The sequence below is a fragment of the Clostridium autoethanogenum DSM 10061 genome (genome assembly GCF_001484725.1).
In the GTDB taxonomy this organism is placed as follows: Bacteria; Bacillota; Clostridia; order Clostridiales; family Clostridiaceae; genus Clostridium_B; species Clostridium_B ljungdahlii.
Genome location: NZ_CP012395.1, coordinates 3,990,279 through 4,002,674, shown reverse-complemented (window position 1 = coordinate 4,002,674; position 12,396 = coordinate 3,990,279). Strand labels below are relative to the sequence as shown.

Genomic DNA, 12,396 nt, shown 5'->3' with positions numbered 1-12,396 from the left:
ATTAACATATATCCTTTCCCATAAATATTCTTAAGCTACTTAAAGCTTTATTAAGATGAGTTTTTACAGTACCTATTGGGCAATCCATGACTTGAGAAATCTCAGCTATTGTAAGATCTTGAAAATATTTTAAGAATATAATATTTTTATATTTATCTTCCAATTTATCTATGTAACTCAAAATATCAAGTTTTTCTTCAATATGATTTTCTTTATAATAATGTGATTCATCAGATAAACTCTCTGTTAAATAGTTAATCTTCTTTTTTTTATTAATAAAATCTATTGCATTATTTATTAAAATTTTACTTATCCATGTCTTAAAATGCTTAGGTTCCTTCAATTTATATATAGAAATATAAGCTTTATATACTGTTTCTTGTAGTATGTCCAGGGCATCTTGTTCATTTTTTGTATAGGCAAATGCTATTCTATAAAGCCCTTCTTTACTTGTGTTCATAAGATACTCAAAAGCTTTTTCATCTTGGTTAATTGCTAACTTAACCTGCTCTTCCAAAATCATATTCTATCTCCTTCAATATTTAAATTACGCGTAATTTGTATTATACATTTATTAGACAACAAAAATCACTAAACGGTTTTACTATTTGTAAAAATTATTTTACAAATAAAAATTTCTCCTAAAATAATTGAAAAATAAGTGCAGCTATTTTACACAGCTGCACCTATTTTATACTATATAGACTCTATCTAACAATGTAATTTACTTTACTTCTTCCATTTTGCATCATTTACCTAAATCATATAACTCTGGAACTGCAAAACCACTATCCCCTCTTATACCTCTTATGGTGCAAGGATATTTAAAAGGTTGAACTTGCTATTCATTGAGATCATGGAAAGCTATTCTACTCTGACGATTGTTGAGTTTAGGAAGTTGTTGCTTTATATATCGATAAAATGCCAACATATTTTCAGTTAGCACTTTGTTTTTTTTCTTTACGAAATATACGTCCCAGCTAAAGTTATCATCCGGGAATTTATAATATCTGAGCTTGGAATCATCCGAACGTATGGTATGTTCCGGAACAACAAATAGAAGGTTGTTATGTTGTGCAATTTCTCTTAAGGAGTTGAAATCACCAGAAGATATATCAATAATTGGGTTAAATCCTGCATTTCGACAAGTCGCAACGAAATTGTGGCGTATGTGAAATTGTGTGTTGAACATGGCATATCGTTGACAGTTCAAATCATCTACTTTGATATGTTTTTTGCGGTATAATTGATGTGTCCAAGGAATACACAAATATATATGTTCTTGAATTAGACATTCAGCAGAAAAGCGATCTGTGTCTATAACGCCAGTTGTAATACAGAAATCATATTCGTCTTTTTTTAAAAGTTCTTCCAGATAAAAGTCTGCATGATCCGAATATTCAATATTCACATGTGGATGTGTATTCTCGAAATCTGTAATCAGTTTATAAGGCATTACAGAAATTACGCCAAAGGCCATACCAAGAAAAATGGTTTCCTGAGGCACATCTTTTATCTGAGAAATATGGGAATACATATATCTTTTTCGCTCTAGAATAATACGACATTCATCCAGAAAATACGCACCATATTTTGTGGGAGATACTCCATTGCTATTTCTGTAAAGTAGTTGGCATCCCAGCTCTTTTTCCAGTTCTCGGACTATTTTGGATATGCCTTGCTGAGACACATGATATACCGCAGATGCCTTATTGATACTTTTGCACTCGCATACTTCTATAAAGACTTCCATTTGTCTGAATGTCATAACTCATCCCCCTTTATAGCTTTTTAAATATAGTAAATTATCACACATTGTATAATAAATTTCTTATAGAAAATAGCACAACTATAATTAAAAATTGAAAATGTTCATGAAACAGTCTTCTGCATGCAACCTTTTGGTTGTAGATATACAATAATTTTTCTTCTTTTTTGTCTTAATTTTATCATATATACTTAAGGTGTCAAGAAATTATCAAACTTAGATAAAAAAGGAGTAAAAGGATATGAAGAACAAATATTATCCACATCTTGCCAGTCCTATTAAGATTAATGGAGTTACTTTTAAAAACAGAATTTTTGGTGCGCCTATGTCCAACCCGGAATTAGACGCAGACTGTAATATGAGGAAAGAAGAAATCGCATTCCATGAAAATCGTGCACGTGGTGGTCTTGCCAGTGTAGCCATTGGTCTTGGTATTGTAGATGCTATTGGTCGTACACACACAAAGGAAATAAAGCTCTATGACATAATGTCTCTCCCTTCACTTAAGGAAGCTGCAAACGCCATGCATCGTCACAATTGTAATGCAGTAATGGAGCTTGCCCATGGTGGAAAATACGGCAATGCCCGTAGTCATGGCAATGCTGATGGTACATTAATTGGGCCCAATGATGAAATAAATCCAGAAGGACTTCAGGTTCGCAGCATGACAGATGAGGATATCTATAGAGTTGCGGATTGTTTTGCTAAAGGTGCAAAGCTAGTGAAAGAGGCTGGCTTTGACATGGTACTTATCCATGGTGGTCATGGATGGCTGCTTGGTCAGTTCAGCTCTCCAACCATGAATCACAGAACAGATAAATGGGGAGGCAGTCTGGAGAATCGTATGCGTTTTCCACTACTGGTAATAGAAAAAGTACGTGAAGCTGTTGGAGCCAATTATCCAATTGAATTCCGTATGAGTGGAGCAGAGTATACGAAAGATGGATACACAATCGAAGAAGGCATCAAGATGGCCAAAATGCTGGATGGAAAGGTTGATATTATCCATGTTTCTGCCGGTATTCATGAGGACCCAGAGGTATTTACACTTACTCACCCATCTATGTTTATTGAACATGGATATAATGTATATCTTGCATCTGAGATTAAAAAGCACGTGAAGACACCGGTTGCTACATTAGGTGGACTAAATGATCCGGACATGATGGAAGAAATTATTGCTTCAGGAAAAGCAGATATCATACAAATTGCACGTCAATCACTGGCTGATCCATATTTCCCAGAGAAAGCATTTTCAGGAAATGCAGATGACATTAATCGCTGCTGCCGCTGCTATACCTGTTTCTTCAATTATTTAACAAATAGAACATTCTGTTGTGCATTTAATCCGGTTATTGGCAATGAACTGGAAAACAAGCATGCATTCCCAGTCACAACGCCAAAGAAAGTTATCGTAGTTGGTGGTGGCCCAGGAGGTATGGAAGCAGCTATTACAGCAGCTGATCGTGGTCATTCTGTTACTCTTTATGAAAAAAGCAGTGAACTTGGCGGACAGCTTCTTTTTGAACAATATATTCCTTTTAAGAAGGATATGTTCAATTTTGTAAACGTATTAAAAAGACGTTTGAAGAAATCAGGCGTTGAAGTTTGTTTGAATACAGAGCTTACTGCTGAGCAGGCTGCAGCAGAGAATGCTGATGTCATAATTACAGCTATTGGAGCTAAACCGATTGTTCCACCAATCCCTGGAATCGATAATGAGAAAGTTGTTGGTCTTGAAGTTCTTCATCAAAAAGCTCCTGCACTTGGACACAAGGTTGTTATTCTTGGTGGAGGTCTTGTTGGATGCGAATCTGCAATTTATCTGGATAGCCTTGGAAAGGATGTTACAATCGTTGAGATGAAAAACGACTGGGCAGCAGATTCTTATTTTATGCACAAAAATGCAATGGTAAGGGCAATGCGGGGCAGCAATATCAAGATTAATGTAAATACAAAGGCAAAGGCTGTTACAGCTGAAGGACTTGTCTGCGAAACAACCGATGGTGAAGTTACTTTTGAGGCTGACAGCATTTTGTTAACAGCAGGTATGAAAGCTGACCGTGCAGTTGCAGAAAGCTTCTATAACGCAGCACCACGTGTATTTGAAACAGGCGACTGTATTAAGCCAGGTCGTGTTGTTGAGGCAGTTACAAACGGATACTATCGTGCACTAGATATTTAAAGAAAGGGGATTATTATGAAAATAAAAGCGGCAGTAGTTCATGAAAAAGGACAAGATTTTAAAATTGAAGAGGTAGAATTAGCACCACCAAAGGCAGATGAAATACTTGTAAAAATAGTATCAAGTGGGGTTTGTCATACTGATGAAGTTGCAAAACTACAAGCGATTCCGGTACCTTTACCAGCAGTATTTGGACATGAAGGTTGTGGTATTGTAGAAGAGGTTGGTAGTAGTGTTACTGAGTTTAAAAAGGGTGACCGTGTTGGATTTTCCTTTGGATTTTGTGGACATTGTGAAAACTGTCTAAGTGCACATCAACATGCATGTGAAAATTTTAATGCAATTAATTTTGGTGGGGTTATGAGTGATGGTACAAAGAGACTTTCACAAAATGGAAAAGAAATATCTTCATTCTTTGGACAATCCTCCTTTGCAACTTATGCAGTGGTAAATCAAAACAGTGCAATAAAAGTTGATGATGATATGGATCTTGCATTGGTAGGTCCTCTAGGTTGTGGCATCCAAACAGGTGCAGGTGCTGTATTAAATAGATTAAATCCAAAGTTTGGTTCTACTATTGCGGTATTTGGATGTGGAACTGTAGGAATGAGTGCTATTATGGCAGCTAAAATTACAGGATGTTCAAAAATTATTGCAGTAGGAGGGAATCCAAGTAGTTTAGAACTTGCAAAAGAGCTTGGAGCAACTCATACTATAAACAGAAAAGAAACTGATGATATAGTTTGTGAAATCAAGCAGATCACAAATGGAGGATGCCACTATGCAATCGATACCACTGGAGTTGGTGATTTTGTAAAAAAAGCTCTTGCTTGTGTTCGTTTCTTAGGTACTGCAGTAGTTTTGGGAGCAACTGGAGATTTGACCATTAATGTACAAGAAGAATTAATGGGTGAAGCAAAATCTTTAATTGGGATTGTGGAAGGTGATTCTATTCCAAAGTTATTTATTCCTCAATTAATTCAATACTATAAAGAAGGTAAATTTCCATTTGATAAATTAATTAAATTCTATGATTTTGAAGATATTAACAAGGCTTTTGAAGACTCTCACAATGGTAAAGTTATTAAAGCTGTATTAAAAATAAATTAAATGGGTGAAAAAATGAAGCTTATATTCGAAGAAAGATACAAGGAAATTTTAGGATACCCATATTATAATTTAAATGAGGCTTACTTTCATTTTAATAAGCATAAGATGGAGTCAAAACTCCATCTTATGCCAAGAACTCTGTTTATTTTACTTCACTGCCTCCATTTTGCGCCATTTACTTAAATCATATAATTTCATAGAATTGTTTTCTCTGCCAAATGCAGTAAGGCCATTAATTCTCTGATTTTTAGTATTGCTCCTCGAAGTATTAGAATTATTCCATTTACTATCTGGAACAACCTTTCCATTTTTCCTAATCCAATTATCAATATCATTATTCGAGTTACTCCCATGACCCCCGAACCCCATAAAGCCTCTGCCATTACCTGCATTTACCAAAGCATACCTTACAGCTCCATCACTAACTAATTTTTTGAACTGGTTTACTGTAAGTATAGGATCTGATCCACTAAATCCTCCAAGTGCCATTACAGGTTGGCCAGTTTTAAGTATTAAATCCGAACCATAAGAATTAGCTGAAGGCACTACAACAAGGTACTTTTCATTTGTTTTATTATTTTCTAAGAATTTTATGAGTTTTGAGTTACTGGTGTTACCCATATCTCTTTGCTGATTACTCCTTTCAAGCTCCAATCCAGCTGACGGACTGCTTCCATTCATTTTGTAAATCATTGGAGTAAATGACCACACTGTAGGAGCAACTAAAATTCCTATAAAAGCAATACTAGCCAGTGTTTTACTTAATGCTGTATTATTACTAAAACCTGAACTTTTCTCTTTACTTCTAATTAAATTAATTATACATAATATTAGTGAAGATATAATACATAAAATCCCTGTTATTATAATTATAATCTTGTACCCACTTGATCTATTATAATTATAAGATAAAATGAGTATCTCAACACAACCATTTGCAATAAGTCCTATTGGTAAAACCCAGGATTTTAAGCCACCTTCCTTATAAAATGTCCACATAGCTGATAATCCAATTCCAGTCAAAGCTGCAATAGACGGTGCCATTGTTGTTAAATAGTATGTGTGCGTTACATTTTTTGAAAAACTAAAATATATAAATTCAGGCAATAACCACATAACCCATAATATTAATGATAATTTTCTTTTACTATCAAAGGGAGCCTTTAACTTTTCCTTTATGGCTGCAGCAATAAACCCAATCACAGCAAATAATAAAAACCAGGATATTTGATCTGACATATTGCCATTACCAAATAATCTAAAAATACCGGACTTTGAGTTAGATCTCATACCACCTTGTGCATTATTAACATATGACTTGTTTTTGTTTGATCCATTAGACCTATTTCCAAAATCACCCCAACCTGTTGTTCTTTTAATATTGTTTTTATTAAATTCATTTTTTAATGTTCTTTGCTGTTTTTGACCTTTACCAGCATTCCTTCCGTTTATTCCAATTCTTTCCAATCCATTATGACCTATTATCAACTGCATAACTGTATTATTGGTACTGCTTCCTATGTAAGGCCTATTACTTGCTGGCACCAAGTCTACAACTATAGCCCAGGATAGTGATACTACTAAAAGTACAACTGTACCTAAGATAAGATCCTTTATTTTCTTCTTAAAACTCATAGTAGAAGCAAGAAGATATGTTATATATACAGCAGGTGCTACCATATAGGCTTCAACCATTTTTATGTTGAATCCTATGCCTATAAGAACCAAACTCAATATAAGATAACCAATTTTACCTCTTTCAGCAGCTATTTGTGCAGCTAAACATGCTAGCAATAAAAACATAACAAGCAAATTATCAATAGTATTGTTTCTAGCCGCTGCTACAGATATTGGTGTTACTGCAAGACACAGTGCTGCAATAAGTCCTGCCGAAGCTCCAAAAGATCTTTTAACAAGAAAATATATAATTGCAACAGAAATTACTCCTGCAAGAGCCTGTGGAAGAATTATGCTCCATCCACTAAATCCAAATATTTTTGCAGATATAGTTTGAATCCAAAAGCCTAACGGTGGTTTATCAATGGTTACAAAACCTGCTGGATCAAAAGATGCAAAAAAGAAATTTTTAAAATTCATCATCATACTTTTTACACCTGCAGCATAAAAAGTATTTGCATTTCCTTCTATACCCAAATTAGCAAAATTCAACACTGCAGATAATATTAAAATTAATGATAACAAAATGCTTTCTCTTGTAAATTTAATTTTTTTATTCACTATACCAACCTTCTTTCAAGTAAATATGAATAATCTAATTCTAATTAAATTTACATTACAAATATGTTATTTGAGTGTCAAATTTATTAACAATGTGAAAATAGCATCTTTTTCATTCTAAGCTAATTTTAATTCTTTAATAAACTTTTTTACATTTTTAATTATATCATCTTTACTTTTTCCAGCTTCTATCTTTTTAATTACTGCACTTCCCACAATTATCCCTTCACAATAAGGCTTGAATTTTGCAGCCATTTCTGCTGAGGATATTCCAAATCCAAGTGCCTTTGGAACATTCGTATAACTTGAAATTATATTCATATATTCCTCAATATCAGTATTTATGCTGCTTCTTGTACCTGTAACACCATTTACAGAGACACAATATATAAATCCCCCCGCATCTTTTACTATCTTTTCTATTCTCTCCTTTGAAGTAGGTGCTACTAGTGGAATAAGGTGTACATTATATTCTTTTCCAATGGCTGCAATGTCCTTTCTCTCTTCTATAGGAAGATCTGGTATTATAATTCCGTCTACGCCGCACTGGCTGCACTCTCTTATAAACTTTTCCATACCATACTTGAATATGGAGTTATAGTAGACAAGATACACAAGAGGTACTTCTGTTTTTTCCCTTATCTTTTTCACCGTATCCATTATACCTGCTATTTTCGTTCCGCCTTTAAGGGATCTATTTGAAGATGCCTGTATAGTAGGTCCATCTGCCAGAGGATCTGAATAGGGTATTCCAAGTTCTATTATATCTGCTCCTGCTTCTTCCATTGCAATTACTAATTCGAAAGTAGTGTCTAAATCTGGATCTCCGGAAGTTATAAACGGTATTAGAGCTTTTTCTCCTCTTTCTTTTAGCTTTGAAAACTTTAAATCTATTCTATTCATTATAGTTCCACCCCCATTATATTAGCTATAGTATTTATATCTTTGTCCCCTCTTCCAGATAAATTTACAATGATTATTTTATCCTTACTGAGTTTTGGAGCAAGCTTCATTGCATAAGCTAGGGCATGAGAGCTTTCAAGTGCTGGAATTATTCCCTCAACCTGTGACAAGTAAGTAAATGCATTGACTGCTTCCTTATCTGTAGCTGATTCATAAGTTGCTCTCTTTATATCATGATAATATGCGTGTTCAGGTCCTATTCCCGGATAATCAAGTCCTGCTGATATAGAATACGCAGGAAGTATTTGACCATCCTCATCTTGAAGCACATAAGTCATCATACCATGAATTACTCCTACAGACCCCTTTGATATAGTAGCTGCATGTTCATCCGTATCAAGTCCTTTTCCTGCGGCCTCTACTCCTACCAAATTTACAGAAGTATCTTCTACAAAGGGATAAAAAATTCCCATGGAATTGCTTCCACCGCCTACACAAGCTATGACATAATCAGGAAGTCTCCCTTCCTTTCCCAGAATTTGCTTTCTAGCTTCATCTCCAATTACTCTTTGAAAATCTCTAACCATAGTTGGATAAGGATGCGGTCCCATTACAGAGCCTATTACATAAAAGGTATCTTCTATATTCGATACCCAATTTCTCATAGCTTCATTTACAGCATCTTTAAGTGTTCCCGTCCCCGAAGTTACAGAAGTAACTTTAGAACCTAATATTTTCATCTTAAATACATTAAGAGCTTGTCTTCTTATGTCTTCTTCACCCATAAATACTTCACATTCCATTCCAAAGATAGCAGCTGCCGTAGCTGTAGCTACCCCATGCTGTCCAGCTCCTGTTTCAGCTATAACCCTTTTTTTACCCATTCTCCTTGCAAGGAGCACCTGTCCTAGTGCGTTGTTTATTTTATGTGCTCCCGTATGGTTTAAGTCTTCTCTTTTAAGATATATTTTTGCTCCACCTAATTTTTCAGTAAAATTCTTTGCAAAATACAGTGGATTTTCTCTTCCCACATAATCTTTAAGATAGTACTTATATTCCTCTATAAATTTTTCATCTTTTATTGCTTTATTAAACTCCTTTTCAAGCTGCATAACTGCATTCATTATTGTTTCTGGTACATACTGTCCTCCAAATTTTCCAAATCTTCCATCCATTAAAAATTCCTCACTTTCTCCATAAATTCATTTATTTTTTTCAAACTCTTTACACCATTTTCTTCGACTCCGCTGGATACATCTACTGCATAGGGCTTTACAACTTCTAAAGCAGTATTTATGTTATCCGAATTAAGACCTCCTGCCAGTACCAATTTCTTATTTACATTTAAGTTTTTCAATACATTCCAATTAAAGTTTATGCCCGTTCCTCCAGTCTTTCCTCCTACACTGCTATCTACAAGCACTGCTTCTACATTATAATTTGATATTTTATCTATCTTGTGTTTTACATTATCTAATATATCTTTTCCATCAATGCTTACACTTTTCCATATTTTAAATGGATACAGGTTTTTTATATAACTCTCATCTTCCCTTCCATGAAGCTGGATTACATCTAACTTCAACATTTCTGCTGTATTTTTCACTTCTTCCAAACTATTGTTTTGAAAAACTCCCACTGGCCTTATTTTTTTATCTAAATTTTTAATAAGCTCTTCTGCTAATTTTAAAGTAACCTGCCTTTTGCTTTCACAAAACACAAATCCGGCATAATCTGGGAGGAGCTTGTTTAAAATTTCTACATCTTCAATTCGCCTTATACCACATATCTTTACTAAAGTCATAAATTCACCCTTTTCAAAACTTAGACTGTTTTATAAACTCTCTTAATTTGTACTCATCTTTAATATTTCTCATAAAGGTTTCTCCTATAAGTACTGCATTTACACCTAATCCGTTTAGATATCTTATATCTTCTGGAGCCTTTATAGCACTTTCAGAAACTACTAAAACTTTCTCTGGTATTTTCTTTATAATTCTTTCTGTATTTTTCAAGTCTTCTGTAAAATCTTTTAAGTTTCTATTATTAATTCCTACAATGGAACATCCAGCTTCAAGTGCAATTTCAAGTTCCTCTTCATCATGAACTTCCACCAGACATTGAAGTCCAATACTTTGCGCTAAATTGTAATAATCTTTTAATTTATCTTTCAAGATGGCTGTTATAAGCAAAATAGCATCTGCACCTATAAATTTGGATTGATATATTTGATAGGTATCAATTATAAAATCCTTTCTTAAAATGGGCTTTGAATTTACCCCTTTTACTTTGCTTATGTATTTATCACTTCCCTTAAAAAAATTTTTTTCTGTAAGTACAGACACTGCATCTATATCTATGCTTTCATATATTTTTGCTATGCTGACAGGATCAAAATCTTCTACAATAATACCTTTTGAAGGTGATGCTTTCTTTATCTCTGCAATAATAGATATTTCTTCTTTGCCAAGTACTTTTTTAAAATCTCTTGTAACCTTTCCACTGCATCCTTCTATTATTTTAGTAAGAGGCATATTTTGTTTTTCAAGTTCCAATTGAGGCCTTTTAGCTTTCACTATTTCATCAAGTATCATTTTTTCATGCCCCCTAAAAATTATTACTGCACTTTATGAGTTCATTCATCTTTTCATAAGCTTTTTTAGAATCTATAATACCTTCTGCCATCTTCACTCCTTCTTCCATGCTTTCACATGCTTTTCCAACATATAAAGCTGCTGCACTGTTTAAAACTACAATATCTCTTCTAGCACCTTTTTCTCCTTGAAAAATTTTACGTATAAGTGCTGCATTTTCTTCAGCAGTATATCCTTTTATGGCATCCATACTGCATACATTAATTTCAAAATCTTCTGGATTTATTTTATAATCTGATATTTTTCCATCTTTTAATTCACTCACATAGGTATTAGAGGTAGTAGTTATTTCATCAAGTCCATCTTCCCCACAAACTACCATAGCTCTTTCACAACCTAAATTTGAAAGTACTTTTGCAGCTGTGTGAGTCAAATTCTTATCATATACTCCAAGTACCTGGCCTTTTACAAAAGCTGGATTCGTAAGAGGACCGAGTAAATTAAATACAGTTCTTATACCCAATTGCTTTCTTGGACCGGCTACATTTTTCATTGCACGGTGGTACTTTTGAGCAAACAAGAATGCCATACCGTTTTTATCAATACAATTGGAAGCATATTTTGGTTCTAAATTTATATTAAAGCCTAACTTTTCAAGTACATCTGCACTTCCACTTTTACTTGATACTGCTCTGTTGCCGTGTTTTGCCACTTTCACTCCTGCAGCTGCAACTACAAAGGATACTGCCGTGGATATATTGAATGTTCTTCCTCCATCCCCTCCTGTTCCACAAGTATCAATAACATACTCTGACTCTAGTTTTAAATTCTCAGCATTATCCCTCATCGCCCTTGCAAATCCTGTTATTTCTTCTGCAGTTTCACCTTTCATTCTCAAGGCTGCTAGAAAAGCTCCTATTTGGGAATCTTCTGCATTTCCCTGCATTATTTCATTCATAGCTTCATAGGCTTCACTTTCCTCCAAATTACTTTTACATATGATTCTCTCTATTGTCTGCTGTAACATTACAAATCCCCCCCAAAAAATTTTTTATTATTTGCTTTCCCTTCTCTGTAAGAATTGATTCCGGATGAAATTGAAGTCCATAAACTTCATGTTCTTTGTGCTTCACAGCCATTATCTCTCTGTCATCCAAACTTTCTGCCGTTACCTCAAGTTCTTCTGGTAAAGTGTTTTTTTCTATTATGAGAGAGTGATATCTCATAACATTTATAGAATTTTCCAAATTTTTAAATAATTTATTTGGAACTATGCCTATTTCTGATGTCTTCCCATGCATTATATTGTTTGCTCTCACTACTTTTCCACCGTAAGCACATCCAATAGCCTGATGTCCAAGGCATATTCCCAAAATAGGAATTTTACCTCCGAATTTTTTTACAACCTCTATACATATACCTGCATTTTCAGGAATACCTGGTCCCGGGGAAAGTATTATTCCTTCAGGATTTAACCTCTCTATCTCATCCAGTGATATTTTGTCATTTCTAAAAACTTTTATATTCTCATATATTTCACCAATATATTGGTAAAGATTATAAGTAAATGAATCATAATTATCTATTAAAAGTATCAT

11 protein-coding genes are annotated in these 12,396 nt (G+C 34.1%); 2 read left to right on the top strand and 9 right to left on the bottom strand.

Annotated elements, in window-relative coordinates:
• Position 1: 1 nt before the first annotated feature.
• Together CLAU_RS18160 and CLAU_RS18155 are read right to left on the bottom strand one after the other, a co-directional pair.
• On the bottom strand, positions 2 to 523 hold the full coding sequence (locus CLAU_RS18160; RefSeq protein ID WP_023163354.1) for a sigma-70 family RNA polymerase sigma factor: 522 nt from the start codon (positions 521 to 523) through the stop codon (positions 2 to 4).
• A gap of 318 nt (positions 524 to 841) precedes the next feature.
• Positions 842 to 1,768 (bottom strand): LysR family transcriptional regulator, encoded by a 927-nt coding sequence (locus tag CLAU_RS18155; protein WP_023163353.1) that lies wholly within the window; start codon positions 1,766 to 1,768, stop codon positions 842 to 844.
• Positions 1,769 to 2,009: 241 nt separating this feature from the next.
• Here CLAU_RS18155 and CLAU_RS18150 point away from each other — a divergent pair, with 241 nt between their 5' ends.
• Together CLAU_RS18150 and CLAU_RS18145 are read left to right on the top strand one after the other, a co-directional pair.
• Entirely contained in the window at positions 2,010 to 3,953 is a 1,944-nt protein-coding gene (locus CLAU_RS18150) for an oxidoreductase (RefSeq protein WP_023163352.1), read from the top strand.
• Positions 3,954 to 3,968: 15 nt separating this feature from the next.
• Complete coding sequence (locus CLAU_RS18145) at positions 3,969 to 5,063, top strand: NAD(P)-dependent alcohol dehydrogenase (RefSeq protein ID WP_013238276.1); 1,095 nt, start codon at positions 3,969 to 3,971, stop codon at positions 5,061 to 5,063.
• A 147-nt stretch (positions 5,064 to 5,210) separates the two neighbouring features.
• Here CLAU_RS18145 and CLAU_RS18140 read toward each other — a convergent pair whose 3' ends face one another.
• From CLAU_RS18140 to CLAU_RS18110, 7 genes are all read right to left on the bottom strand, one after another.
• Entirely contained in the window at positions 5,211 to 7,301 is a 2,091-nt protein-coding gene (locus CLAU_RS18140; protein WP_023163351.1) for an ArnT family glycosyltransferase, read from the bottom strand.
• Positions 7,302 to 7,418: 117 nt separating this feature from the next.
• Positions 7,419 to 8,204 (bottom strand): tryptophan synthase subunit alpha, encoded by a 786-nt coding sequence (gene trpA / locus CLAU_RS18135; protein WP_013238274.1) that lies wholly within the window; start codon positions 8,202 to 8,204, stop codon positions 7,419 to 7,421.
• Positions 8,204 to 9,379 carry a tryptophan synthase subunit beta gene (trpB, locus tag CLAU_RS18130; RefSeq protein WP_023163348.1) on the bottom strand — a complete coding sequence of 392 codons (1,176 nt, stop codon included), beginning with the start codon at positions 9,377 to 9,379 and terminating at the stop codon, positions 8,204 to 8,206. Before trpB ends, trpA begins: the two co-directional genes overlap by 1 nt.
• On the bottom strand, positions 9,379 to 10,008 hold the full coding sequence (locus tag CLAU_RS18125) for a phosphoribosylanthranilate isomerase (RefSeq protein WP_023163347.1): 630 nt from the start codon (positions 10,006 to 10,008) through the stop codon (positions 9,379 to 9,381). The genes trpB and CLAU_RS18125 overlap by 1 nt, the downstream gene beginning before the upstream one ends.
• A gap of 13 nt (positions 10,009 to 10,021) precedes the next feature.
• Positions 10,022 to 10,798, bottom strand: a complete 777-nt coding sequence (gene trpC, locus CLAU_RS18120; protein WP_023163346.1) for an indole-3-glycerol phosphate synthase TrpC — start codon at positions 10,796 to 10,798, stop codon at positions 10,022 to 10,024.
• Positions 10,799 to 10,811: 13 nt separating this feature from the next.
• Positions 10,812 to 11,825 carry an anthranilate phosphoribosyltransferase gene (trpD, locus tag CLAU_RS18115; protein WP_023163345.1) on the bottom strand — a complete coding sequence of 338 codons (1,014 nt, stop codon included), beginning with the start codon at positions 11,823 to 11,825 and terminating at the stop codon, positions 10,812 to 10,814.
• Positions 11,791 to 12,396, bottom strand: a complete 606-nt coding sequence (locus CLAU_RS18110) for an anthranilate synthase component II (protein ID WP_023163344.1) — start codon at positions 12,394 to 12,396, stop codon at positions 11,791 to 11,793. Before CLAU_RS18110 ends, trpD begins: the two co-directional genes overlap by 35 nt.